The sequence below is a fragment of the Vibrio tapetis subsp. quintayensis genome (genome assembly GCF_030409945.1).
GTDB lineage: Bacteria > Pseudomonadota > Gammaproteobacteria > Enterobacterales > Vibrionaceae > Vibrio > Vibrio quintayensis.
Map to the genome: position 1 here is coordinate 156,743 of NZ_JAUFQV010000025.1, position 25,814 is coordinate 182,556.

Sequence of the window (25,814 nt, forward strand, 5' to 3'; positions counted from 1 at the left end):
TAATCAATTTTTTTATTGGTGCGGTTATGCGTATTCTGAATTTGAGCCGCGACACTTGAGCAATACATTAGACAAGTGAAGCAAACAAATAATGTGGGTTCATTCTTTATAGGAGATTTTTTATGTACTTGAGTCAGAGGAGCAAACATGGCCGCGTCTAACTCACAATTCAAACCTTTCATCGCCCCGTACGAAATGATGGGAGAAGCTGAAAAGTTTGCACTGAGCAAAACGAGCAAATCGACAAGCATGACCATCAGCCTTGCCATTATGGCTGGCGCATTCATCGGCATTGCTTTCCTGTTCTATATAACAGTCACAACTGGAAGCTCTGCGGTTGGCTGGGGAATTAGCCGCCTTGTAGGAGGCATAGCTTTCAGCTTGGGCTTAATACTTATTGTTATCGGTGGCGGTGAACTTTTCACAAGTTCTGTTTTGTCGGCCATCGCATTAGCCAATAAGCAAATTAACGTTAGAAAAATGCTTTCTATATGGGGCAAGGTTTATGTGGGCAACTTCATTGGTGCCATTCTCCTCCTTGCATTAGTCACCGGAGCGGGCCTTTACCAATTAGATCACGGTCAATGGGGGCTAAACGCTTTAAACATTGCACAACACAAGCTACACCACACGCCACTACAAGCGTTTTCACTGGGTGTGCTATGTAATCTATTGGTGTGTTTGGCAATTTGGCTTTCATTTAGTGCAACAAATGCACTCACAAAATCCGCGATGCTTATTCTTCCGGTCGCGATGTTTGTAAGTAGCGGCTTTGAGCACTGTGTGGCAAATATGTTTATGGTCCCTCTCGGTATCAGTATCCAAACATTTGCTTCTCCAGAGTTTTGGACTCAAGTCGGAGCAACACCAGCTCAGTACGCAGATTTAAATTGGGGTCAGTTTGTTTCAGCAAACCTAATCCCGGTAACACTAGGTAACATCGTTGGCGGCGCCGTATTGGTTGGCCTCGCAAACTGGTCGATATACAGCCGTCCACAAATTAAAGCGGCCAACTTAAAAGCAATCACAACTACTCTAACAACGTCGTCAATTAAGGAAATTACTATGAATACTAACACTACAGTTAAAACGCTTATCAACGCTCCTGCTTTTTCACTACAAGCTGACATGCCAACTGAGCTAGCGATTGACTCGTTAGTAGGACAAAACCTTAACGGTGCAGCCGTAACAGACAAGAGTGGCCGTTTGGTTGGTTTCTTCTCTCTTCATGACGTACTGGTCGAGCTTTGGTGCCAAGACTACATTCCAGTAAAAGGTCAAAAAGTTGTCGACTTGATGTCCCGTGATGTTGTGGCTATCGACGCAAACGACTCTTTGGTGAACATTGCTGAGTACATTTGCTTAGACAAAGACCAGCTTTACCCAACAACCGATATGGGTATTGCTACAAGCTTCAACACGCTTTCTTTAGAAGAGCGCGCTAAGAGCCTTAAAAATACTAAACCTAAGTCTTACCCTGTACTAGATGGTGATACCTTCATTGGTACAGTAACTCGAATTGACGTAATGCGTGCACTACGCTCTGTATATGGTGAGAAAGCCGATGCTACCGCGAACCAACCAGCATTGGAAATTGCATAGAGGCTAAAGGCTAGACAGTATTTAAATACTGGCAGCATAAACAATAAGTCGCCCTGACTCCTTTCGGAATTAGGGCGACTTTCCACTATTCAGATATCAGGCAGTGAAGACATCTAAATAAACGTTTATAGCGCGGTTACTTACGAACACCTTCTACGTGCATTTCCATGTCAACGTAGCTAGATGAACCCATAACTGGGATATTGAAATCTGCAAGCTCTAAACGAGTAGTGCCAACAAACCCGGCACGGTAACCGCCCCAAGGGTCTTGGCCTTCACCGATGAATGAAGCATCAATTGTTATTGGCTTAGTCACACCATGTAAGTTCAAGTTACCTTTCACTTCCAGCATTCCCTGCCCCTTGTCGACAACTTCTGTGCTTTCAAATGTTGCCGTTGAAAATTTGCTTGCGTTAATGAAGTCACCACTGCGAATGTGCTTATCACGCTCTGAATGATTCGAGTCTAAGCTGCGCGTATCAACATTCACTTTAATAGAAGAAGCCGCTACGTTCTTTTCATCATATGAAAACATACCATCAAATGTATTAAATCGGCCTTTAATAAAACTATAACCCAGGTGACTTACCTTAAAGTTGATAGATGCATGAGCGCCACTGGTATCAATTTTATAATCCGCTGCTGATGCATGTAACGGAAGTAAAGCAGAAACTGCTAAGCCTAGTGTTAATAGTGTTTTTTTCATTTCCTTTCTCCTATCATTTTTCGTAGCGTGTCGTCTTTGTCAATAAAGTGATGTTTCAACGCTGCGATTCCATGTAATGCTGCCAAACCAATTAAAGCTAAGGCACTGTAATAATGAATATTTCCTGCAATATCCGGCTGATTAGCAAACAGTTCACCGATACTCGGAACCTCAAACCAGCCAAATACCTCTATCCCACGCCCGTCTGCGGTTGATATTAGATAACCAGAGAAGAACATCACAAACAAAAGTACATACATAGCGATATGTACCCATTTTGCCGCTAGAACTTCGAATGGCTTGCCCTCAATCTTTGGTGAAACAGACAAGTGCTTCCAAATAACGCGTGCTAACGTTAAAAACGCCAACAAGATCCCGATTGATTTATGCCAGTGAGGTGCAGTTTTGTACCACTCACTGTAGTACGTCAGATCGACCATCCATAAACCAACACCAAACAAACCAAACACCGTTAACGCCGAACTCCAATGGAAGAAGCGTGCAAGTGCCGAGTAACGTTTGATTTCAGATTTTGCTTTCATAGCGTTCCCTTTATACAAGATGTAGCAACTTTGTTACAAGTTAAGATGTTGATGAGAATTATTTACTATAATGGCCATGGTAAAAAGATGGGAATATTGACTAACTCATTCAATTTTTTCGAACGAGTTAAATTGAACTTTCAGGATAGTGAACAATTTACAGTGTAAAACTAGGTTAAGAATGCAATGTGAAATCATAACCAATTGTTTTTATGTGGCATTTCTATTCATCCTTTTCTATCTCGTAAATCCCATCGCTTACATCCATCATTTTAGATTCGAACACTTTCAGCGCATCATTCAGCGCTTGGTTGTAAATTACAGGGCCGATCTTCTTTGCCATGAAGTCCAAAAGAAAATCGGCATCAAACTGGCCTACCTCTAGATCTAACTCATCTTGTAAGTATGTTTGAAGTTCTAGGACCAATTCATTTTTACGCTTTGATTCAATTTTTATGTTCGACACACTACGCTTCCTTGATAAACAATGGATATTATGAATATTTTTACTAACTTAGCACATCTTAAGTCTAAGTCACTTAAGCTAACCGTAAGGCTTTGATACATTCGACATTGATATTGATCGCACTGATGGTCATTGTTTTGCCTTTCTGGGACAAAATCACTAGAAAGATAGGAAACCTTTATATAATTAGGTGTACCTCTCAGTCTTATCGAGCTCAATCTATTATCGTTGTTGTTCTAAATCTACGACCATAAATCGGTTTAATTAATTGAACCTAGTCCGCTAAGTCACTGTATAAAATCAACAACTAATGGATGGATAGAAAACATGTTATCACTGGAGCACATCAATTGTTAAAAGATCTGGTCATTCAAGGATTGAACGTATTTCAAAACGATTGTTTATTACTGTGCCAAAATCACTACCCCACTGTGCATAACAAAGGCATGAGTAATCACCATTTAGGCCTTGCTTTTGCGCGTCGTATGTCTAGCCAATTTACGCAATTTGATCATAAGAATTACTTCGAAGCCATTGATAACGGTAAAGGAGAAACCCAACCTAGCCATTTTCGTGTCACATCTGAGATTGGCACCGTATGGGTGCATAGCCATCATTTAATGAACGCCAGTAAGAGCTGTAGAAAAAACATTCTCGAGGATATCAATCTCTGGCAAGCAGAATATGGATATGCCATCCAGCCTAACGACTTGCTTGTCGTGATAAGTGATCATTGGTTTAGCCGCAACAAAGCAAGTCGCGAACTATTTTCTTGGTGGAATGAATCTGTACCTGACGATAATAGCCTTTATATACAGCAAGGTATCAATCATTATGAATGTGCTACAAGCATTCGTAAGGATTTGGAGCAGCACTTTGATTTGGCTCCATGTTACATAAAATATGGCCACCCGCTACTCAAACCACAAAGCAAAAGTGCTGTAAGAAAGTACATTCAGCTGTACTCCATCATTGAATGGCAGCGTTAATTTATTGTGTTATAGTTTTTATAAGTTATATATTCTCTATTTAGAGAGCTAACGACGAAATTAAAAATCAGCACATAATTGAAGTAACCATAATATACACGTCAAACTAACCCCCTTATAACTATATACATTCAGTTGAAGTTATCATTATTTTATATATTACAAATGAATTAACAATTCATTATTTAACAATCACTTAAAAGCACAAGCATCAAACACTTGACAAATAAATGATTCAGGTCAAAAATGCCGACAAAATTCGTTTTATAATTAATTCTTTAATTTCCGTAAATAACTATGATTCTATCAAGCATTGAGCAAATAAATAATTGTATCCAACAGGATAGCAATGGCGAGCATTATGCTCACTTTTCAGGCTTAGTGCTAAAAAGTGTTTTCCAGCCTATATTTACAGCAAATAAAGACATTATTGGCCTAGAGGCTTTATTGCGGATTCACGCAGATGACGGCAGTACGATCAGCCCAGACGCATTTTTCCATACCGATGACTACTCAAACGAACTCAAGATTTCAATTGAAGCACTAAGTCGTGCAATACATATTCTAAACTTCGCTCAATCTGAACATAACGACAAAAAACTCTTCCTCAATATCTTACCTGATCCAACATTTAATCAACTGGATATGCATAACAGCAGTAAGATTCGCGCGTACATCAAAGCTTTGAATTTAAAAAGCAACCAAATAGTCATGGAATTTATTGAACTTGAAGTTAAAGACCAAGTGTTGCTTTCTCGCGTTAAGGCTGTCATCGAACAAAGTGGCTGTACCATCGCTGTTGACGACTATGGTAGTAACGCATCCAACAAAGAGCGCGTGACACTGCTTAACCCAAAAATCCTCAAAATTGACCGCAGTATTTTAGATCAATTCATGAGTGGCCTTGTCGCTCCACTATATTCCGCCCTTAAAGTGGCGGCTGAAGTGGGCGCAAAGACCGTAATTGAAGGCATTGAAACCAAAGAGCAGTTTGATCGTATGGTTCAACTCAATATAGATATGTTTCAAGGTTATCATTTGGCTCAACCAGAACCGATTGGTATTCGGCCTAAACCGATACTATTAGCCTCTGTTTGTTAAGCCTAAACTACCGATCTATCGGGCGTTTGTGCTTTCAAAAATGGCAATAATAACAACCCAACTACAGCAGATGCTGAAGCTATAACGACAAAAAACCCATTCCATTGATAACTTTCCATAATTAAAGCCAGTGGATAACCCGCCAATGCGGCTCCCATATAAGCAAATAAGCCAACGAAGCCTGTCGCAGCGCCAACAGAATCTTTATGGGAACACTCAGCAGCCGCCATTCCGATTAACATTTGTGGCCCAAAAACAAAAAATCCAACCGAGAACAGTGCCGCTGCATGAAATACAAAACCCGAAATCGGCATGAGCCAAAGAGCAGAAACAGACAAAAATATCCCCATAGCAAAAATAAGGTTCATTGGCCCTCTATTGCCACCGAATAACTTATCCGACCCCCAACCTGCGACTAATGACCCAACGAACCCACCAATTTCGAATAGCGATAGTGCTCCATTCGCACTCATCAGGTCGTAATGATGCTGCTCCGTTAAATACAGGTTTCCCCAGTCGTTAATCGCGGTGCGCACTATGTAGACCAACACATAGCTGAAGGCTAATAACCATATGTATTTATTACGCAATACATACTTATTCAAAATCTCTTTAGAGCTCATACCAAGCCCTTCATTTTCTTGGGCGAGCTCTAGGTGATCGTGACGCCAACGACCAACCGTTGGTAAGCCCATACTGGTTGGCTTATCTCTTAAACGCCAGCACAAATACATACCAACCAAAACAGCCAAACTGCCCGTTACAATAAACCCATGCCGCCAACTGTAGTGCCATGTAAGGTATCCGATGAGCAAAGGAATGATAGCCCCTCCCACATTGTGGGCCGTATTCCATAGTGCCCACCAAAATCCTCTTTCAGAGCGCGAATACCAAGTGGTGAGTAACTTAGAGCAAGAGGGCCACCCCCACCCTTGAAACCAAGCGTTAAGTACCCACAGTCCCGTGAACATCGCAACAGAACTTGATAATCCAAAGACGATATTGACAACACCTGTCGCGATCAGACCAAGCCCCATAAAATATCGTGGATTAGAACGGTCAGAAATGATGCCGGATACAAACTTTGAACAACCGTAAGTCACGTAAAACAACGTTCCAATTAGGCCTATATCACCTTTATCCAGCCCTAAATCAGAAATCAATGCTGGCATAGCGTAATTAAAGCTTTTACGTGTGAAGTAAAATACAGCGTAACCTAGGTACATCGTCATCATGATATGGAAACGCCAATACGTATACTGCTGGGCGACTTCTTCGTTGGAATAATCATGTTGCACAGTGGGTGAAGACTTTAAGAAATCGAACATCATAGTCCCTACAAAATCGGTAGCGAAACAGACAAGTTAGTGCCACTTAACTCACGGTCTGATGTTGGGTGTTGTGCCTTATCACCGCACACACTGTGCAAATTAATTTGGCCACCCAATGCCTGAACTCGCTCTCGTATTCCCCGCAATCCAAAGCCTTTAAGATTGTCTTGGGGTTTGAATCCAACTCCGTTATCAATGATCGACAGTTTTACCCATTCTCCAACATCAATACTGATGCTAACTTCTGTCGCTTGTGAATACTTTACAACGTTATTAAGCGCTTCTTGACATATTCGATACACTGTCACGTTTGTCGCGTCGCTGAGGTCTATGATTCTACTGTCATCACGCTGAAGATTGGGTTTACTTGGCTGCCAAACGATAACCACTCTCATGCCGTGCTCTTCAAACTCTAGATCTCGTACTAATTGTTCCACCGCTTCTTGTAAGCCAAAGTCATCTAGTGTTTTGGGCCTAAGTTTGGTCAACAACCCTTTAGTTGTATCATAAACATTCAAAGACAAGCTTTCGATGAGATCGGCGCAGCGTTCACCCATATTTGTTCTTTCCACTCTTTTAATGATGCTCGCCTGGGTTCTGATAGCGGTAATATTTTGTCCAATTTCATCATGCAACTCGCGGGCTATGTCCTTTCTTACTGATTCTTCGGCTTTGATCAATTGACGCGACAAGTTTTGATTTCTGCTCAATTCATCGCGCAGCTGTGCGTTCAAATCACGTTGCCTTTGAATCCCAATACCTAGAAGAATCCCTGTTAAGCTCTGAGCCGATAACGACAATAAGAGGTCCGTAATTTCCATATTAGAAACGCCACTTCTCGCTGCGATCAACGCCACACTGTTCAATAATGTGCCTAATAATGCGCCCTGCCATCCGTATCTAAACGCTAATAAGATAATAGGTATCGCCAAGCAAAACGGCGCGAAACGACGTAACTCCTCGGGCAAGCCCACTTGCAGGGCAATACTCAACATAAATAGCAGTGCATAAAACATGACATGACGCGTTCGAAATTCAATATGCCTAGAGACCAAATCGGCAGTCAGTGGTACCCATGTACTTTTGAAAAGGTAACTCCAGACGAGGTAGCAACTAGGAACCAGCATTAAGCCACCTGTAATGCTAACTAAAAAAACCAAACCTATCGGGTGACCGTGAGTGGCGATAAAGGCTGTATTAATCAGCGCCGTCAACACAATCACGCCCCCCATCGTGCTTAAGCGGCGCCACTGAGTATCTACACTGTATTTTTGTACAAACCAGATAATTGGGATACTGGCGACACTCGCCGCTAAAACTGTTAGCCACTGAGGTTGCGCTAATAGAACGGCCAGAGAGATGGTTAAAAACCATTCCGCTCCATAAATGGCTGGCCAGTACTTCTTAGGAGAATGCAAGCTCACACCTAGTCGCAGTGCAAAAGGGAACAACAAGATTGCTAGCTCTGCGTCCATGACAAAATAGTAGCCGATGACCCACAAACAAAACCAGCTGGTTAACATCAGGAACCAGCCACAAAGCGACATAACCGTATAGTTTCGCATCAGATCCCATCACCTTGGAAGTGCTTACACAAACCAACGTTGTTTTTGACGTTCAGTTTGTCCATGGCATTCGCTCGGTGTACATGGACCGTTTTATGGCTCAGTCCTAACTCTAATGCGACCGATTTAACGTCTAAACCAGACGCCAACATTTCACCAATTTGACGCTCGCGTTTGGTCAACTTATTCAGGTAACTCGCGTCACGTCCACCCGAAGCGAGTTTTAAAGCAATATCAGGCGTTAAGTAGCAACCACCGGCAGATGCAGTCCGCACAGCCTGAATTAACTCTTCAGGGCTACAACGCTTACTAAGGTACCCCTTTGCCCCTGCCTCTAATGCTTTTTCTACCATACCCGCAGTATCGTGAACACTTAGCATGACACACGCAATTGACGACGGAATATCTTGAAGTAAATCCAATCCACTTTCGTCTGGCATGGAAATATCAACAATACACACCATAGGTAATGTCGTTGGCAGTCCTGCTCTTGCTTCTTTCGCACTGCCATATTCGCCCACTACGTCTATGTCGTCTTCCAACGACAGAAGTTGAGCAAACCCTGAACGCACGATCATGTGATCGTCAATAAGAGCAACTTTGATCATATTGGATCTACCTATGTTTAAAAACGGGCTAAATTACTCTCAAACCTTTCGCTAGGCAAGCAATTGAAGGCCCGTAAGCAAATGCAATCTTGTAATCTTGTAATCTATAAAACCAAAAATGCCACCGAGAACTTACGCTCTAGGTGGCTGTCGTTATTTCAAACGATGTTATGCCGCTTCAGAAGCTGCCAACAGTTTTTTCGCTTGGCGTATTTTTTTCTCTTCCGCAATGGCTACAAAAAGAAGTAACCCTATACATATGACCGCCGACGTGTCCAAAGCAGCGAAAGTACCCGCCCAACCTGTTAGGCCAAAAATAGGGGTTCCATCGGCAATCATACCTAACCCCAATTTTGCAAAGCTATCACCAATTAGATAAGCAAATGTGCCTTTAACGCCGTCGGCTACACTGATCGCCTTTTTAGGAACAAAGCCTACTGCCGCAACACCGATCAACAACTGTGGACCAAATACCAAGAAACCTAAAATAAACAGTGAGCCTAAGTACATGTACTCATTGGTCGCATGTTGGTAAAATTCAAGAGCAAATATAATCAATACCAAGGAAACACAGGCCACTAACGCACGGCGCCCGTTCGCTAAGTCAGATAGATATCCCCACATTAACGTTCCGACCAGCGCACCTACTTCAAATAGCGTAAAACCAGAAATTGCCGTTTCTTTAGATAAACCTAACTCTTGATATGCGTATACTGTTGACCATTGGTCAATACCGATGCGCACGATGTATAAGAAGATATTCGCAAAGCACAATAACCAAATTACTTTGTTTTTCAGCACGTATTCCATGAAGATTTCGCGCTTAGTCATCTGATTTTCTTCAGTGTCTATGTCTTCTTGGCTCAGCTCTTCGTCAAACAGTTCTTCTACTTTACCCAGTCCATAAGCTTCTGGTGAGTCATTACCAAAACGTAGCCCAAAGAAACCGACAACAATCGCAATGATCGATGGGAAAACAAACATGCCAATCACATGGCCGTCAAACAAGTAGTTCGCACCAAATAACGCAACGCCTGCAGCACCCGCACCACCGACATTGTGGGACATATTCCATAAGCCTAAATAACTGCCTCGCTTGTTGCGCGGCGTCCACTTAGTGATCGTAGAATAACTAGAAGGGCCGCCCGTACTTTGGAAGAAACCGCTCAAGCCGTAGAATGCGATCATGAGGAATAAGCTAATGCTCGACCCACCCAAGCTCATGCTGAAGCCAATCATCGCAATGCCTGAAAGAATCAACATAAATGGCAAAAACTGTTTGGTATTCTTTCCATCAGCATAATAAGAAACAACCGTTTTACCGATACCATAAGTAATCGAAAAGCCTAGGCCAATCAAACCTAAATCGGTCATGGACAGACCATAGGTCGAGATCATGTCGTTTTGCGCGACATTAAAGTTTTTTCGAATTAAATACATGGTTAAGTATCCAATAAATACAACCAAGTACGACTGTATAAACGGTTTGAACCACATTTTACGACGTTGTTCTACAGGCAAGTCTACGGTTGGTTTTCTAACCTGTTCTAGCAGTTTTAACATGTGAAATCCTCACGACACTCACTAAAGTCCATCCATTTCGTGCGCTTTCGACATGCAGTCATCGCACCAAACAGTCAAATTCATACCGCGGCCCAAATTAATCAAACTATCAATCGTTCCATTCATTGGCGCAGCTCTTATTGATGAGACTGATTGTAAAAATGAAGCAGGGATCTGGCTTGAGAAACGGGCTTAACATCGTTAGGAAAAATTCTTAGATCAGCCGCATTGACGAAGAAATCGTGAATAAGATCACAATTGATATGGATAATTCATTGGTTTGGTTAATTACGTATTTGCATTTACTCTTAATAAAACCCTTTACCCTCTCGTATAAGCTATTACAATTGGCACCAAGTTTAGTTATACAAGGTTTATCTCAATGTCTATCCAATGGTTTCCGGGCCACATGCACAAAGCCCGCAAAGAAATCGAAGAAGTTATCCCTCAAGTAGATGTCATCATTGAAGTTCTCGATGCTCGCATTCCTTTTAGCAGCGAAAATCCAATGATCTCTACTTTGCGCGGCGATAAGCCTTGTGTGAAAGTGCTGAATAAACGTGATCTTGCGGATCCTGAATTAACAGAGCTTTGGATTAAGCACCTTGAAAAAGAGCAAGGTGTAAAGGCAATGGCGGTCACTACCTCTATACCTGCAGAGATCCAACAAATCATGGATACGGTCCGTAAGCTTGCTCCTCACCGAGAGCAGCTTGGCAAGAACATACGTACAATGATCATGGGCATACCTAACGTTGGCAAATCCACCATTATCAATTCGCTCGCGGGCCGTACTATTGCAGTAACAGGTAACCAACCGGCTGTGACACGACGTCAGCAGCGAATCAACCTACAAAACGGTGTTGTGCTATCGGATACGCCAGGGATCCTGTGGCCAAAAGTTGAAAACCCTCATAGTGGCTTCCGCCTAGCAGCAACTGGCGCGGTAAAAGACACGGCAATGGAATACGATGAAGTCGCGTTTTATACCGTTGAATACTTGGCACAGCAGTACCCTGATCTGCTTAAAGAGCGCTACCAGATTGAAGAGTTGCCGGAATCTGACGTAGAGCTAATGGAAGCCATCGGCCGTAAACGTGGCGCATTGCGTTCTGGTGGACGTATCGATTTACACAAGGCATCTGAAATCCTTTTGCATGAACTTCGAAATGGCACCTTAGGTAAGGTCACGCTTGAGCTACCTGAAATGATCACAAAAGAACTGATCGAAGTTGAAGCGGCCGCCGAGAAGAAAGCAGAAGAACAAATTAAGAAAAAAGAAGAACGCCGTAAGCGTTATCTCAGAAACAAAAGATAACCGTAACACGACTGATAAATAGCTAGAATGGGGATGTCGCTCCCCATTTTTGTTATTTTTACTTTGGCTTTTACTCAGTAATGGTACTTTGGCATATTACGTGATCGTGCCGCTGCAAGAATAGTGCGAGCACAACCAACCCAGATTTTGGTCGAGGTAGTAGCCAAAAAATGATTTTATCATCTCGTTTGGATTTCAGTTCCCGCTGCAGAGTCGATGAAAAGACAAAGTTGCACTATGGTCAGTATAAAGACTGGCTGCTCAGTAGTGTTTTTCAGCCTATTTTCGATCAGTCTAATGACATTATCGGATACGAAGCGCTAGTCAGGTTTAATTGCGCGATCAATAGCTCCCCGATGGTGCCATCTGACATCTTCGCTTCCAGTACTCTACCTAATACTGACAAAATCAATATAGATCGGTTAAGCCAATCAATCCACCTCCGGAATTTTGCTCAATCCGAGCAATCGCATTTAAAGCTGTTCATCAATACTCTGCCTATTTCCAATGAGCATCGTGCTAACTCTCAAGAAACTAACTCTCTACTATTGGTTCGCCTTGATGAGATCGGCGTAAAGCCAGGTCAAATAGTTAAAGAAATTATTGAAAGTGAATCCACCGATGACGACGCATTAAGCTGCGCGGTAAATGAACTGAAAGACAATGGATTTCACGTTGCCATTGACGATTTTGGGAGCCTATCTTCTAACTTAGAGCGCGTAGCGTTAATCAAGCCAAATGTTTTGAAGATAGACAGAGGGTTATTGTTAGCCTATATGGCGGGTGATAAGCAGCCTCTGCACGAGACGCTAGAATTGGGTCAAAACTTACATGCTCCTACCGTGATAGAGGGAATTGAAACCCAAGAGCAACTCGTCGCAATGAAGCGCCTTAATATCGATTTTTACCAAGGCTTTTATCTCGCAAGGCCTGCCCCACTAGCAAAACGTAATAGCAAGCCTTAGCCTCAGGACCTAGTTTAAATAAAGTGAGGAAAAACCTCACTTTAGTAAAATAGCTAATTCACTCGCTTTTTGGTTCTGTTATACCACCAATATGCAGCAGCGCCGCTTCCAGTTGATCCCAATTCAATGGCTGGCTATCGATCACTTCCATTCTGGTTTCAAACCCATCTAGGCTCATTTGATTTACAGAAAGTACGCCGTTAGCTAAGTTAAACGAATAACAACCGTTTGTGGTATTCACCACAGCTTTGACTCGTTCAGCGGTTAGTGCACTTAGCATGCTAAACATCAGATCAAAATCGAAGATATGTTCCGCGCCAAATAGCCAACCGCAACTAAAGTGTCCCTGACCTTTGTTCTCTTTTCTTACGAACGACTGGCCGGGTTCCAGCATGAATTGTGGTTCTAGATCGGCATGCTCATGATGGTGAGCATGTATCTTGGTCGACTCTACACCTTGCAGTCTCTCCCTATCAAGCAGATGCAACGAAATTTCGCCGAGGCTGACAACTTCATGCACTTTCCCTTGATCATTCGATGTCTCGATCCATTGTTCAAATTGCTGTAGGTCACTTTTTGAACATTGATCCGCTTTATTGGCGATGATGACATCGGCACTGTCGAGTTGATCATTGAAATTGCTGTTTGAGGTGTACTTCTCATCACTCAGATTTCTCGGGTCCACCAAGGCCAACGTCGCTTTTAAATCAACACTTGTTTGATATTGATCTGATGTAAGAACCGCCACTACTTGCTTCGGATGGCCTAAGCCTGTTGGCTCGATGATCAAGCGATCTGGGTTTTGACGTAAAAGAGCGTTAATCCCAACTGACATGGGAACGCCTGCCGTACAACACATGCAGCCACCAGGAACTTGTTTGATCATCGCTCCATGCTCTGACATTAGTGCGCCGTCGATACCAATTTCACCAAACTCGTTAACCAAAACAGCCCAGTTTTCCGATTCTGGTTTATTTTTAAGCAAATTAAGAATGGCCGTGGTTTTGCCAACGCCTAAAAATCCGGTAATAATATTGGTAGGGACTGCAGTAATCATAAATAAACTCCTTTATTAGCAAGGAGTATACTCGGTTTTGATGTGTTACTAAAAGACAAAAGGCGTACTCTTTAAAGTACGCCTTTACCTCGAGACTCATATCGTGAGTTTGCGGATTAGGGCGAACGATGGCCCTAAACAATGTACGAGGAATTACAATTTTTTCCGATTCCGTCCAAATTGTGAATAAAGCGCCTTCTCCTCCATGTTGATTCGAGTTACTTCGCCTTACACGTTAACTATGGTACACATCCCCAAGTTTTCAAGTCATTGGCTCGCACAATCTTGATTGTGTGATGCTGCTTCAGATTTTAAACTCGCCATTTTTGAAATATGCACATACTATTTTTGCAATTGTAATTTCCATTCTTATACCTGTTGATGACGTTCAGATGACTTATAATTACTCCTATCCACTCTACTCCTCCTGCTAGGCATCAAAAAATGACAAGAAAAGAAAAGGTTAGGCAGTCTTTGCTTTCACACCTACCTCGTGGTGCGATTAATCAATTCCTTTCTCGAGACACCACGCCAGTATCTGTTCTAATTCAGTCTTGCATTGTCGGTATTTTGGCTGGGCTCCTAGGTACATTATTTGAGCTTGGTGTTCATTTTGTCTCAGAGACCCGAACAGATTGGCTGAAAAACGAAATCGGTAATGCGGTTCCGTTATGGCTTGCTGCTTTTATCATCAGCGCTGCATTGGCATTCATTGGCTATTTTCTCGTTCATAAATTTGCTCCTGAAGCCGCAGGCTCAGGAATACCTGAAATTGAGGGCGCGATGGACAACATGCGTCCTGTAAGATGGTGGCGCGTTCTCCCTGTTAAATTCATAGGAGGCCTAGGCGCATTGGGCTCCGGTATGGTGCTAGGGCGTGAGGGCCCAACAGTGCAGATGGGCGGGAACATTGGCCGCATGGTATGTGATATTTTTCGTGTAAAAAACGACGATACAAAACACTCCCTACTTGCCTCCGGAGCCGCTGGTGGACTTGCTGCGGCATTCAACGCGCCGTTAGCCGGTATTATGTTTGTGGTTGAAGAAATGCGCCCTCAGTTTCGTTATTCCCTCATATCGATCAAAGCCGTCATCATCTCTGCAATTTCCGCTAACATCGTGTTCCGCTCAATCAACGGTCAGCAAGCGGTCATTACGATGCCTCAGTACCAAGCCCCAGATCTACAGGCTTTATGGCTATTCTTGTTACTTGGCGTTTTATTTGGGCTGTTTGGGGTTGTGTTCAACAAATTGGTTACCCTGTCTCAAGATGCCTTTGTCGCCATTCACAAGAATGATCGCAAACGATATTTGATGACGGGCACTCTGCTTGGTGGCAGTTTTGGCTTGCTCTTACTGTATGTACCTGAACTGACCGGAGGCGGTATTGGGTTAATTCCCGCTGTCACGGAGGGAGAGTACGGAACAAATGTTCTACTATTGCTGTTTCTAGGCCGTATTCTAACAACCCTACTTTGTTTTGGGTCCGGGGCGCCGGGAGGCATATTTGCCCCAATGCTCGCGCTGGGCACTTTATTTGGTTATGCGTTCGGGTTAACGGCACAAACACTACTTCCAGGATTACCCATAGAAGCGGGAATGTTTGCGATCGCTGGCATGGGCGCGCTTTTTGCCGCAACGGTCAGAGCGCCGATAACTGGCATCTTACTGGTCATAGAAATGACCAACAATTATTACCTCATCCTGCCCCTTATCATTACGTGCCTAGGCGCAGTTATTATCGCGCAACTGTTTGGCGGCCAACCGATTTATAGCCAACTGCTTCATCGTACCTTAAAAAACGATAAGCTCAGACAACAAGATTTGCCCACTGAAAACAATGAAGTGAGTAAATAAAGCTGTTTTATCCGACAAAACTGGGCATTATTCGGCACAACTCGCAGGTGATTAACAGAGCAAGCGCATAGTCTTTTTGGTACACTATGCCCAAAATGCCCGAACAGGATTCTACGTTGAACTTTGCGTTACCAAATTTACGCCGACATGTCCCATTATCTCTTGCTTCTCTCGCGTTAGGGATTATAGGGCTCGGTCAAGCCTGGATGTTGTATGCTCCATCCATTGGCGTATGGTTTCGCCCTTTCTGTGCATTTCTCGGTGGTTCATTGCTGATCCCTGTCATCATTCAATACTTAACCAGTTATCGTCGATTCATTACCGAAATACGTAACCCTCTAAATGGCAGCCTTATGGCACCTATTAGTATGGGGTTGCTCATTTTATGTGATTACCTTGCGACTGTTGTGCCCAATATTGCCTACTTTCTTTGGTTTTTGGCTTTAGGTCTTCACATTGTAATGATGGTTTGCTTTTTCTACTTTCAGATTAGAGCATTCAAATTATCGAACATTGTTCCCAGTTGGTTTTTGTACCCTGTAGGTCTGATCAGTAGCTCACTTGCTGGATCACAATTGGGGCATACTTTATATTCGGAAACAATTGCAATCGTTTGCATTGCTATCTATTTTTTCATGTTACCTTTGGTTCTGTACCGTTTAGTCTTTGCTGGAATGCTACCGCGCCGTGCCAGACCAACACTTGCGATTATGGCAGCCCCGATCAACTTAACGTTAGCTGCGTATCTCGTTAACTTCAGTGAACCCGACCCAATTTTAACCGGCGCACTCGCAGGAATTGCCATCACGATGACGCTATTGATTTACCTATGTTATATCCCTTTACTGCGTCTAAAGTTCCAAGCCTCCATTGCTGCTGTTACTTTTCCGTCTGTTATCAGCTCAATTGCTATGCACCACCTAACAGATTGGTTCCATTCAGATCACCCTCAATGGGCTTGGTTGATGAGCTTTGGCCTTACAGAACTGCTAATCGCAACTTGTTTGGTGTGTTGGGTGCTGAAAAATTACGTTACCCACTTCTTAAGAAGAAATTAGCCAATTTTAATTATTCACATAAAGTAATTCGTAAACTAAGCGAGAAAAATAATGAACAAAATAACGTATAGAATGAAACTAAGCAGACCTCCAAAAGGGTAATTGTAGATATTCAAATACAAAATATAGAATAGTTAAGATTGTACATAACTTCAAATTAATCACTTTCTCATGGTGACAGTATTTATTTGTTGAGCAATAACTAGTTTTGTCAGCTGACATTACATTATTCCAACAATGAGTACTAAAAATGAATATTGAACGCAACGATTCAAAACCTTTACCCTCATTTATTAGTGACAGGCTAGATTCATATCTTGATAATCACATTCTTTGTCGAAAGAATTCCAAACATTTGGTTCTCGGGATTGAGCCAGACGATCTAGGTATTGTACTAAGAAGTAACGACTATCTTGCTGTTTCTAATCATCCCATGATTACACAGCGTCAAATCGATTCCATTCGAAACGCTGACAAAGAAGTGGTTATGTCTGCGGTGTTTGAACAAACGGAAAGAGGGGCCGATACGTTTGAGTTTCAATTGAGTCAATTCACTCAGTTTTCTCAATGTATTGTTGCTCAATCTGGTTGGGCAGCAAACGTTGGCTTACTGCATACGATCGCATCCAGTAACACGCCCGTCTACATAGACTTTTATGCTCATATGTCACTATGGCATGGTGCTCAGAATGCGAACAGCCCAATCTATTCGTTTATGCATAATAAAACCAAACATCTGCAAAAGCTGATTAAACAGCATGGGCCAGGCATTGTCATCGTCGATTCCGTTTACAGCACCGTTGGCACCGTTGCTCCGCTTAAAGACATCGTAAATATTGCGAATGAAAATGGCTGCGCTGTCATTGTTGACGAGTCCCACTCTTTAGGAACCCACGGGCCCCATGGCGCAGGGCTTCTTGTAGAGCTTGGTTTAACAAAGCAAGTAGATTTCATGACGCTTAGCTTGGCGAAAGCATTCGCCTATCGTGCGGGGGCCATATTATGCCATTCAGAAATGAATCGTTGGTTACCTTATACATCGTTACCGGCGATTTTTAGCTCTGCAATATTGCCCCATGAAATGGAAACACTGAAAGCAACCTTAGATCTCATTAAGAGTCGTGATGCCGAGCGAACGCGCTTATTTCAGCAATCGGAAAAACTCAGGAAAGGGTTACGGGAGTTAGGATACCGAGTCCAAAGTCAGTCTCAAATTATATCTATTGAAACGGGAACAGAAGAAAATACCGAAACAGTACGGGATTTTTTTGAAAAACATGGACTATTTGGTTCTGTTTTCTGCCACCCTGCTACGCCCAAAAACAGAAGCATTATTAGGCTATCTATGAATAGCGACATCACCAATAGAGATATTGACCACGTTCTTACCGTCTGCAGTGCCGCTAAGGAGAATAATGTAATGTAATGTAATAATAGAAGCGGGTCTTATAAAAGAATGGTACCTTCTTTAATTAAACCCAAGTCGCCACTTTGCTAATTAATATATCCTTTGACGCAGGTTTAAGAATATAATCATTCATTCCGCTTTCGGAAATGGCTTTTAGTGTGTGCTCACATTTTTCTCCGGTAAAACAAATAATAGGTATTTCTTTGCCGTTATATTCATAATTAATATCACGAATGGCTTTAGTTGTTTCTATACCGTCCATCTCTGGCATTTCAAGATCCATCAAAATAAGATTGACCGAGTTGGATTTCAGAACCTGTAATGCGGACTTGCCATTTTCAGCTTGCAATACCTTATACCCTTGCCTTTCCAATAACGTAGAAGAATATGTTCGCAAAGACGCGTTATCATCGACAATAAGCACCGTTGGTTGGCTTGCAACTTGTTTTGGTTTAGCGTTGGACTGAGGAGACTGTTGACAAATTTCGAAAAATGACTTGTCTAGCTTCTCTGCTAAATTTTGACCAAATGTCCCAATTTGCATCAACTCATATGGCAGTATTCTATTCAGCTTAAAGCATTCTAGGATATTTCCAGCATACAAATAGACGATCTTGCCTTCATAGTTGCATAGCTTTCGCTCCAATGCAGAAAACGCAGCTATATCATCCTTAAAGATGCTCAAATCTATTAGGACCACATCTTCGGTTAATTCAAAAGAGCTAAGTTGGAAGTCATTGCCGAATGCGTGCAATTGATACCCTGAAAAGAAAGCATGAGACTGCAGTGCATTGAGCGTCGCATTTTTATTACCAATGTAAATGAGTGATTTAGATCTTATCAATTCAGCTTTGGCACTCAATACGGCTTCAGAGTGATATTTAGGAAAATACAGTGAGAACTTAGTTCCCTTTCCTACTTCGCTATCACAAGTGATTTTTCCGTTGAGCGCTTTCATTACTTTTCTGCAAAACGGTAAGCCTAAGCCAAATCCGCCTTTTTTCCCCGATGTATAAAAGTCATCAAAAATGTGTTCACGAGCCTCTAGATCCATACCGGGTCCGGTATCTTCAACAGTAATAACATTCCACTCTTCATCATCGACCTTGAGTTGAATGTTTAGATTGAAGTCTGCTCTAAACTTATAATGGAACGCGTTTTTTAGTAGGTTAAATATTACGTACCGGACTAATACATCACTACCAAAATACTCATCACTGTTACCAAATTCTAGATGGATCAGACTACGATCGGATTTATCAGCATAATGAAAACTATTAATGGATGCTTCTAAGGTTTCACCCAAAGAGTATCTTTTAAAGCTCGATGTCGACAGTTTATGCTCATCGATCGAGGTCAACAGTAAGCTGATGGTTTCGTTACCTTTCTCTATAACAGACATAGAATCCTCCAAGATCAAATTGATCTCATCTAAATCTTTGGCATCTAGGTGATATTGATCTGAGAGGTGTTGTGCATTGCGCTCGGGTAGCAAGAATTTGATCACTTCAATTGAGCTATAAACGGCACTCAATGGGTTACGCATTTCATGGGCAATTCCAGCGCCGAATGATTTGGCTAACGAAACCCTTTGTTCATGCTCTGCATGGTTTCTATAGTGGAATAACGTGCCGAATACGTAGGTAAAAAATAAAATAGGAATGTAATTCCAATCTAGTGCGTATAGCTCATTGCTGCCGCCTGTAAGGTGCACCGCGACATATGCCGCAACAAAAGCAACAATACTTTGCAAAGCCACAATTTTAGAATCGTATATCAGCAGAATCTGCAAGAAAATGGCCGACATCAATGACATCACCCAAATAATAGACCAATCATTTTTAAGCAGCATGAAAAAGAAAAAGAAAGGTAAACATGCCCCTAAAGAGACAATGTAATAGACATGTAATTGGCGCTTGAAAGCATAAGGAATTTTATGGCGAAGTAGGATTGGGATCAGTAATGCACCACAGGCGAGACGAAGCCCGAGGTTCTCGTACCCGCTTGGGACTAAGAATTGCCATATGTAGTAATACGCAGGAAACCCAACGATCCCCATAAGTGCAACTATGGTCAGGTTCGGTTCAGCATATTCGTAGATTTTCTTCGCTCTATCAAACATTTATGAGTTTAGCCAATGTCGTTATTATTATATTTACTGCATATACACATATATAGCACAAATAACAGCCAAAGACATTTAGCCAGCTCACGGTCGCTGCATTCTATTCAACAAAATGAAAAACCGCCAGCAATACTGGCGGTTCAATCTAACCTAGGGCAGAATCAACTGATTAGAGAAGTTCTACTGACTGCTGAGCAATCACGAATTCTTCATTGGTTGGAACAACCATCGCCACTGCATTTAACACTTCAGATTTAGCAATGATGCCTTCTGCGCCAAAGCGAGCAGCTTCATTGCCTGCTTTATCTTCAACAAAACCAAGAAGCTTAAGGTTTTTCAGGATTTCACGACGAATTGGAAGTGCATTTTCACCAATACCACCAGTGAATATGATGCCGTCCAATGAATCTAGCGCTGCTAGGTAAGAAGCAATGTATTTAGCGACACGGTAAGTAAATACTTGGAATGCTAACGTCGCGCCTTCATGTCCTTCTTCCATCGCTTCAAGAATACCACGAGCGTCACTCGTAATACCGGACACACCAAGGAAGCCAGACTTCTTATTCAAAGAGTCAAATACTTGCTCTTGTGACCAGCCTTTCTTCAAAAGGTACTCGATGATACCTGGATCTAAGTCACCACAACGGGTGCCCATCATTAAGCCAGAAAGAGGGGTGAAGCCCATGCTTGTATCTACACTTTCGCCATCTTTGATAGCACATACCGATGCACCATTGCCAAGGTGAACAGAAATGAAGCTTGACTCTTCAACTGGCTTGTTCAGCATTTTTGCAGCTTCGCGGCTAACAAAGTAGTGGCTAGTACCGTGGAAGCCGTAGCGACGCACTCCAAAGTCGGTGTAAAGCTCTTTTGCAATAGCGCCAGTAAACGCACGCTCAGGCATAGTTTGGTGGAAAGCAGTATCAAATACAGCAAATTGAGGAAGCGCTGGGAACGCTTCAATTGCAGCGCGAATACCGACAGCGCCTGCAGGGTTATGCAAAGGAGCAAGATCTGCTAGGTTTTCGATTTCAGCCGTTACTTCTTCGTTAATTCGTACTGTTTTAGTGAATTTCTCGCCGCCATGTACAATGCGATGACCTACAGCAACGAGATCATTATTGAAGCCATACTCACTGACTAAGTCAACTAAGCGATTAATTGCGAGTTGATGATGGTTACCCTCACCCTCTACTGCAACTTCCGATTTTTGACCTTGGTATTTCCAGCTCATGCGCGCATCTTCAAGGCCGAAACATTCACCTAGACCACTTAAGATTGCGTCGCCGCTTACAGAGTCGATAACAGCAAACTTCATAGAAGAACTGCCAGAATTGATTACGAGTACATATGCATTTTGCATGGGATAGAATTCCTATTGGTACTAATAAATGAGCTGAAAACATAGACTCAACAAAAAGTGTAACTCCATTATTCAATATATTTTGAATCATTCAACTTTATTTTGGTTTTTTATTGAATTAATCGTGTTTTTTCTTGATCTGACGCATATTTTGATTTTATTTATGGCTCAAATTATCAAACCACCATTAGCTTCATCAATTTTTTCAACTATTTTTGAGTGTGCTTTGTATGAAATCAGTTTATTCGTAAGTCTAATACCGAAACCCTAAAATTTTGCTAACCTTAAAGATAGATTGCAACCAGAAGAAGAATTATATGCACGTTTACACTAGCTTTGGTCAAGTTTGTCTATGCTGATTTTTGCTGACTTTCTTATGATAATAGCCATTGGTTTGCTACTTTTTTCCATTAAACCAGCATTCACGATCTGCATTAAGACCAAAGAGTCTGGATGGAAGTTTTTACTGGGGCTTATTGTCGCATTCTCTATCGGATACGTGGCCTATCTGATCTATTTATTCGGCAAGAGAGACGCCAGTTACATCGACATTGGAATGGCCGCTATTTTGTTCGGAGGGAGCATCTTTGTTTCCATCGTTTTAAAGTTCTGCTTAAGCAGCATCCTCAAGATTGAACAGATAGCCAAAAGTGAACGGCATAATGCACTTCACGATTCATTAACCGGGTTGCCAAATAGAGCCTATTGCTCAAGCGCCATGACCAAACGCCTCGCTACGCAATCACCATTTTCTGTCCTGTTATTCGATATCAACAACTTTAAGAACGTAAACGACGCTATGGGCCACCAAACGGGAGACCTATTGCTGGTTAACATTGCAGAGAGAATCTCAGAAGTGGTTCCAGCCGATGCCTTTTATGCTCGAATCGGAGGCGATGAGTTCGTTATCATCCTAAATACCAACAACCAACACCACATCAGCTCCTACTGCACTGAAATTGCAGAGCAACTCAGCCCTCGCTTTCAACTTGAACAATATAATCTTCCCGTATCAGTCAGTATCGGCGTGAGTATTTATCCCGACTTTGGTTCCAATCAAGACGAACTGTTAAAGCAAGCGGATTCAGCAATGTATGAAGCGAAAAGAATCGGCTTAGGCGTGTCTTTCTATTCTGATGCTTTGGAAATCAAAGCCAAGCAGCAGTTAGATATCGCCAGCCGCATTACTACGGCTTTGCATAATCAGGAGTTCCACCTGTATTACCAACCGATAGTCAATACATTGAAACAAACCTTGTATGGCTATGAAGCATTGATTCGCTGGCCTCAGCCTGATGGTAGTTTCATCTCTCCCGAACTTTTTATTCCTATCGCAGAGCAAACTCACCTTATTAGAGACATCACTGACTGGGTGATTAATCAGGTCATGCTCGACTTACATATCTTTAATAGCGCAGGAATAGAGGCGAGCATCCACCTAAACCTCTCAGCTCACGATCTCAACAGCAGCGCGTTGCTCGATAATTTAAAACAACTCGCACAAAGCGAGCAGCTGAATTCGTCTCAAGTCGTGTTAGAAGTAACCGAGAGCGACATGCTCAAAGACATTGGCAACACAAAAATTGTGTTAGAAGAACTGCGTCACATGGGATTCAAAATCAGTCTTGATGATTTTGGTACGGGGTATTCTTCTTTAACCTTATTGCGGGAACTGCCCATTGATCAAATCAAGATTGACCGCTCGTTTGTTTCAAGTATGCATATTAGCAGCGCTGATCACGCAATCGTCACTAGCTCGATATCGTTAGCTCATGGTTTGAATTGTACGGTTATCGCAGAGGGGGTTGAAGAACAGGAACTAATCGGCTTACTCAATACGGCCAAATGTGATTACGTACAGGGGTTTATTAATGGGAAGGCGCTGTCTCTGGACGAAATCATATATTGGACAGAACAGCATCACTTGATAATGGCTTCAAACTCCGCGTGAAGCCATTAACTCTCAGTCATCAACTGTCTATCGCTACGTTTTTCTACTGGACAACTAAAAACGATATCCGGCCGTCGCATATAGACCGTAAAGGTCCGCTTTACCAGAACGTTTATCGTTATCGACACTCAGATGGCTTGCTCTGAACTCGCCACCAAATTCAAAATTATTGTCGAGCTCATACCGAGCGCCAAAGCCCCATAAGTAACCCCAACCACTAACAGCTTCTTTTTCAGACGCAACTGAACCCGGTGTTTTCTTGTAATCTTGCTCTTTCAGTGCACCGTACGAAACACCAGCGTAAGCAAATAGAGCGGTTTGCTGTGTAACCATGTAGCTGACTTTAGGTGCAAAGCTACCAATTAAGCTGCTTACTTCTTCTACTTGATATATTGCGTGATTGTCTTCTTTTTTCTTAGAATTGTAGTGCACATCTAGAGAGGCGAGATAGCCGAGATAGAGGTCTTTGTTGTCCGTCCATTTATTGGATTCAGACGTGTAATCAAACGCAAGTGATCGCCCATACAGTTCGAAATCTTTATCGCCCGTTACGTCCGTCTTTAGTTTAGAGCCACCAAATTTGATAGTGAATGCACGCTCTTTTTTGGCGGTCTGTGCCTGCGCATCGCTTTCTGCCTGACTAGAAAACGAAATCAATAGAGCGGAACTTATCAATATTGCTAATGTTTTTTTCACTGAAAATATCCATTTTAAACGACTGTGAATCATCTCTTACAAAATCTCATGGGGCAAAACCACAAATTAAAAGACATGAATTTTAGTTGACGTAAGTGTACCTCAAGGACCAATCTCCCAATGCTATTAATTTAGCTAAAACCAACAACACAATTTATAGAAGTTGAGGCAGCTCACATATTCCTGCTCAACGTCTTTGCTATAGAGACCACCATAACTTAGTGACCGTTTAGATCCCCCCCCCCGCCAAATTGTAAACAATATGTTACACAAGTACCATTACCCTATCCCATCGTTAGTTCGACAAACCAAAAGTATGCATCAATAGTTAACCAATATAATTAACCTGTGTGGCAGATTGGAGGCCATAATTATGACGGCTAAGACTCAGTACGTAGCTAAACAGGCGAACAGTCACGGAGAATTGCACTGGACAACCTCTGAAAATCAAGTCTGGGAGAGGCTCGTTACTAGGCAGTGTGGGAATGTCCGAAGTAAGGCGTGTGATGAATATTTGTCTGGTCTCGACATATTAAACCTGCCTACAAATCGTGTGCCTCAGCTTAACGATATAAATCGAGTTCTTGAGCCCTGCTCGGGTTGGCGCTGCAAAGGTGTCCCTGCTCTTATCAGCTATGACACGTTTTTTAAGCTATTGGCGAGTAAGCAATTTCCCGTTGCAACGTTCATCCGCAGTATCAATGAGATGGATTACCTGCAAGAACCCGATATTTTTCATGAAATATTTGGTCACTGCGCCATGCTAACTCACCCTGCGTTTGCCGACTTTACTCAAAAATACGGAGAACTTGGCCTTGGTGCTAGTCATGAAGATCGCGTTTATTTAGCGAGACTTTATTGGTTTACTGTCGAATTTGGACTTTTGGCATCCAATGGCAGCTATAAAGTGTACGGCGGCGGGATCTTATCAAGCCCCGGAGAAACCGATTACGCTTTTTCAAACAAACCGATAATCAAGCCTTTCGACATCGTTGACGTATTAAGAACCCCTTACCGTATCGATATCATGCAACCTATCTATTTCGCTATAGACTCAATAGATACGCTGTTTTCTCTGACTAAAATCGACTTGATGACCAAGATCAAGCAAGCGAAAGCCTTAGGCTTGCACTCACCTAGCTACCCTTTAAAAGCATCATAAGGAAATAAAATGAGCTTAAACAACCAGCCATTGGCACAACAAGACTGTGAAGCGTGCAAATTAGGCGCACCCCAAGTGACTACTCAAGAAATGAATACGTTAGTAAAGACACTTCCCAATTGGCAAATCATAGAGGTGAATGGAATCTTCCAGCTAACTCAAACTTTTACGTTCAAAAACTTTAGACTGGCATTGGCGTTTACTAATCGTGTAGGGGAAATGGCAGAAACACAGGGGCATCACCCTGCGCTTCTGACCGAATGGGGTAAAGTTAATGTGACATGGTGGAGCCATTCCATAAAAGGTTTGCATCACAATGACTTTGTTTGCGCAGCGAAAACTGACGCATTGATACAGAACTAACGTTGGCCTACGCCCTGT

The 25,814-nt window shown here is 42.4% G+C and carries 22 protein-coding genes; 11 read left to right on the forward strand and 11 right to left on the reverse strand.

Going from position 1 to position 25,814, the window contains the following annotated elements; translation table 11 throughout:
- Positions 1 to 147 precede the first annotated feature (147 nt).
- Positions 148 to 1,602 (forward strand): formate transporter FocA, encoded by a 1,455-nt coding sequence (gene focA, locus QWZ04_RS10455; protein WP_290327686.1) that lies wholly within the window; start codon positions 148 to 150, stop codon positions 1,600 to 1,602.
- A 136-nt stretch (positions 1,603 to 1,738) separates the two neighbouring features.
- Here the strand turns inward: focA and QWZ04_RS10460 are convergent, their stop codons facing one another.
- From QWZ04_RS10460 to QWZ04_RS10470, 3 genes are all read right to left on the reverse strand, one after another.
- Positions 1,739 to 2,308, reverse strand: a complete 570-nt coding sequence (locus QWZ04_RS10460; RefSeq protein WP_290327688.1) for a YceI family protein — start codon at positions 2,306 to 2,308, stop codon at positions 1,739 to 1,741.
- Complete coding sequence (locus tag QWZ04_RS10465) at positions 2,305 to 2,850, reverse strand: cytochrome b (protein ID WP_290327690.1); 546 nt, start codon at positions 2,848 to 2,850, stop codon at positions 2,305 to 2,307. Before QWZ04_RS10465 ends, QWZ04_RS10460 begins: the two co-directional genes overlap by 4 nt.
- A gap of 223 nt (positions 2,851 to 3,073) precedes the next feature.
- A complete protein-coding gene (locus tag QWZ04_RS10470; RefSeq protein ID WP_290327692.1) occupies positions 3,074 to 3,316 on the reverse strand; it encodes a DUF2164 domain-containing protein in 243 nt (80 codons plus the stop codon).
- Positions 3,317 to 3,666: 350 nt separating this feature from the next.
- On the opposite strand from QWZ04_RS10470, the gene QWZ04_RS10475 reads away from it, so the two are divergent.
- Complete coding sequence (locus QWZ04_RS10475; protein WP_290327694.1) at positions 3,667 to 4,305, forward strand: hypothetical protein; 639 nt, start codon at positions 3,667 to 3,669, stop codon at positions 4,303 to 4,305.
- Between the two features lie 297 nt (positions 4,306 to 4,602).
- Positions 4,603 to 5,406, forward strand: a complete 804-nt coding sequence (locus QWZ04_RS10480; RefSeq protein WP_290327718.1) for an EAL domain-containing protein — start codon at positions 4,603 to 4,605, stop codon at positions 5,404 to 5,406.
- Positions 5,407 to 5,408: 2 nt separating this feature from the next.
- On the opposite strand, the gene QWZ04_RS10485 is transcribed toward QWZ04_RS10480, so the two are convergent.
- The 4 genes from QWZ04_RS10485 to uhpT form a co-directional block, all read right to left on the reverse strand.
- Positions 5,409 to 6,734 carry an MFS transporter gene (locus tag QWZ04_RS10485; RefSeq protein ID WP_290327770.1) on the reverse strand — a complete coding sequence of 442 codons (1,326 nt, stop codon included), beginning with the start codon at positions 6,732 to 6,734 and terminating at the stop codon, positions 5,409 to 5,411.
- A gap of 8 nt (positions 6,735 to 6,742) precedes the next feature.
- On the reverse strand, positions 6,743 to 8,302 hold the full coding sequence (uhpB, locus tag QWZ04_RS10490; RefSeq protein WP_290327720.1) for a signal transduction histidine-protein kinase/phosphatase UhpB: 1,560 nt from the start codon (positions 8,300 to 8,302) through the stop codon (positions 6,743 to 6,745).
- Positions 8,302 to 8,910, reverse strand: coding sequence for a response regulator transcription factor UhpA (gene uhpA / locus QWZ04_RS10495; RefSeq protein WP_290327722.1), 609 nt, complete (start codon positions 8,908 to 8,910; stop codon positions 8,302 to 8,304). Before uhpA ends, uhpB begins: the two co-directional genes overlap by 1 nt.
- A 168-nt stretch (positions 8,911 to 9,078) precedes the next feature.
- Entirely contained in the window at positions 9,079 to 10,473 is a 1,395-nt protein-coding gene (uhpT, locus tag QWZ04_RS10500) for a hexose-6-phosphate:phosphate antiporter UhpT (protein ID WP_290327724.1), read from the reverse strand.
- A gap of 382 nt (positions 10,474 to 10,855) precedes the next feature.
- Here uhpT and ylqF point away from each other — a divergent pair, with 382 nt between their 5' ends.
- Both ylqF and QWZ04_RS10510 read left to right on the forward strand, forming a co-directional pair.
- Positions 10,856 to 11,791, forward strand: a complete 936-nt coding sequence (gene ylqF, locus QWZ04_RS10505) for a ribosome biogenesis GTPase YlqF (RefSeq protein ID WP_290327726.1) — start codon at positions 10,856 to 10,858, stop codon at positions 11,789 to 11,791.
- Between the two features lie 170 nt (positions 11,792 to 11,961).
- Positions 11,962 to 12,756, forward strand: a complete 795-nt coding sequence (locus tag QWZ04_RS10510; protein ID WP_290327727.1) for an EAL domain-containing protein — start codon at positions 11,962 to 11,964, stop codon at positions 12,754 to 12,756.
- 58 nt (positions 12,757 to 12,814) lie between these two features.
- Here QWZ04_RS10510 and QWZ04_RS10515 read toward each other — a convergent pair whose 3' ends face one another.
- Positions 12,815 to 13,813 carry a CobW family GTP-binding protein gene (locus tag QWZ04_RS10515; RefSeq protein WP_290327729.1) on the reverse strand — a complete coding sequence of 333 codons (999 nt, stop codon included), beginning with the start codon at positions 13,811 to 13,813 and terminating at the stop codon, positions 12,815 to 12,817.
- 444 nt (positions 13,814 to 14,257) lie between these two features.
- Here QWZ04_RS10515 and clcA point away from each other — a divergent pair, with 444 nt between their 5' ends.
- The 3 genes from clcA (at position 14,258) to cqsA (ending at position 18,154) form a co-directional block, all read left to right on the forward strand.
- Positions 14,258 to 15,670: a H(+)/Cl(-) exchange transporter ClcA gene (gene clcA / locus QWZ04_RS10520; protein ID WP_290327731.1), complete on the forward strand. Its 1,413-nt coding sequence runs from the start codon at positions 14,258 to 14,260 to the stop codon at positions 15,668 to 15,670.
- Positions 15,671 to 15,765: 95 nt separating this feature from the next.
- The gene (locus QWZ04_RS10525) at positions 15,766 to 16,728 is read left to right on the forward strand and encodes a TDT family transporter (protein ID WP_290327772.1); all 963 of its coding nucleotides are present in this window, start codon (positions 15,766 to 15,768) and stop codon (positions 16,726 to 16,728) included.
- A 250-nt stretch (positions 16,729 to 16,978) separates the two neighbouring features.
- Positions 16,979 to 18,154, forward strand: a complete 1,176-nt coding sequence (gene cqsA, locus QWZ04_RS10530; RefSeq protein WP_290327733.1) for an alpha-hydroxyketone-type quorum-sensing autoinducer synthase — start codon at positions 16,979 to 16,981, stop codon at positions 18,152 to 18,154.
- A gap of 46 nt (positions 18,155 to 18,200) precedes the next feature.
- Here the strand turns inward: cqsA and QWZ04_RS10535 are convergent, their stop codons facing one another.
- Both QWZ04_RS10535 and QWZ04_RS10540 read right to left on the reverse strand, forming a co-directional pair.
- The gene (locus tag QWZ04_RS10535) at positions 18,201 to 20,258 is read right to left on the reverse strand and encodes an ATP-binding response regulator (RefSeq protein ID WP_290327737.1); all 2,058 of its coding nucleotides are present in this window, start codon (positions 20,256 to 20,258) and stop codon (positions 18,201 to 18,203) included.
- A 172-nt stretch (positions 20,259 to 20,430) separates the two neighbouring features.
- Positions 20,431 to 21,624 carry an acetate/propionate family kinase gene (locus tag QWZ04_RS10540; RefSeq protein ID WP_290327739.1) on the reverse strand — a complete coding sequence of 398 codons (1,194 nt, stop codon included), beginning with the start codon at positions 21,622 to 21,624 and terminating at the stop codon, positions 20,431 to 20,433.
- Positions 21,625 to 22,000: 376 nt separating this feature from the next.
- On the opposite strand from QWZ04_RS10540, the gene QWZ04_RS10545 reads away from it, so the two are divergent.
- Entirely contained in the window at positions 22,001 to 23,575 is a 1,575-nt protein-coding gene (locus QWZ04_RS10545; protein WP_290327741.1) for a putative bifunctional diguanylate cyclase/phosphodiesterase, read from the forward strand.
- A 54-nt stretch (positions 23,576 to 23,629) separates the two neighbouring features.
- On the opposite strand, the gene QWZ04_RS10550 is transcribed toward QWZ04_RS10545, so the two are convergent.
- Positions 23,630 to 24,271, reverse strand: coding sequence for an outer membrane beta-barrel protein (locus QWZ04_RS10550; RefSeq protein WP_290327742.1), 642 nt, complete (start codon positions 24,269 to 24,271; stop codon positions 23,630 to 23,632).
- 373 nt (positions 24,272 to 24,644) lie between these two features.
- On the opposite strand from QWZ04_RS10550, the gene phhA reads away from it, so the two are divergent.
- Positions 24,645 to 25,433 (forward strand): phenylalanine 4-monooxygenase, encoded by a 789-nt coding sequence (phhA, locus tag QWZ04_RS10555; protein ID WP_290327744.1) that lies wholly within the window; start codon positions 24,645 to 24,647, stop codon positions 25,431 to 25,433.
- 9 nt (positions 25,434 to 25,442) lie between these two features.
- Positions 25,443 to 25,796, forward strand: a complete 354-nt coding sequence (locus QWZ04_RS10560) for a 4a-hydroxytetrahydrobiopterin dehydratase (RefSeq protein WP_290327746.1) — start codon at positions 25,443 to 25,445, stop codon at positions 25,794 to 25,796.
- Positions 25,797 to 25,814: the final 18 nt, after the last annotated feature.